Origin of the sequence: Limnovirga soli, from assembly GCF_013106755.1 — a bacterium.
GTDB classification, from domain to species: domain Bacteria; phylum Bacteroidota; class Bacteroidia; order Chitinophagales; family Chitinophagaceae; genus Limnovirga; species Limnovirga soli.
Genome location: NZ_WHPF01000049.1, coordinates 1 through 439, shown reverse-complemented (window position 1 = coordinate 439; position 439 = coordinate 1). Strand labels below are relative to the sequence as shown.

Below are 439 nucleotides of genomic sequence, written 5' to 3'. Positions count from 1 at the left end.
ACTTTCTGGCACAGCTTTAGAATAATAGCTTTCAGAAAAAACTTAACCATGAAACGTATATCAATCGCCTTAATGGCAGCAACCCTGGTTCTTGGCTTTACCGCCTGCAGCAAAAAAATGGAAGACACTTCTTCTACTGTTGTTACTCCACCAGTGATTAATGGTGACAGTACTATTGCACCAGACAATTTTACTTTTGCTACTTCTAAAGAAGTTTCCGTTAACATTCGCTTGTTAACCAATGATGACAAACCCATCCCTGGTGTAATGGTAAATTTGTACAATGCCAATCCCGCAGAAGCTGGTATTTCCCTGTTTAATGCTTTTAGTGATGCCAATGGTTATGTGAAGGGCACCATCAATATTCCTGCTTATATGGATACTTTACTGGTTGATCCTGCTTATGTAGGTTTAATCAGCAATGCTAAAACTTATATCA

General features: G+C 38.5%; 1 protein-coding gene. It reads left to right on the top strand.

Annotation, left to right across the window (positions count from 1 at the left end):
- Nucleotides 1-48 precede the first annotated feature (48 nt).
- The coding region (locus GD597_RS21715) for a hypothetical protein (protein ID WP_216368663.1) at nucleotides 49-439 on the top strand (391 nt) is incomplete at its 3' end.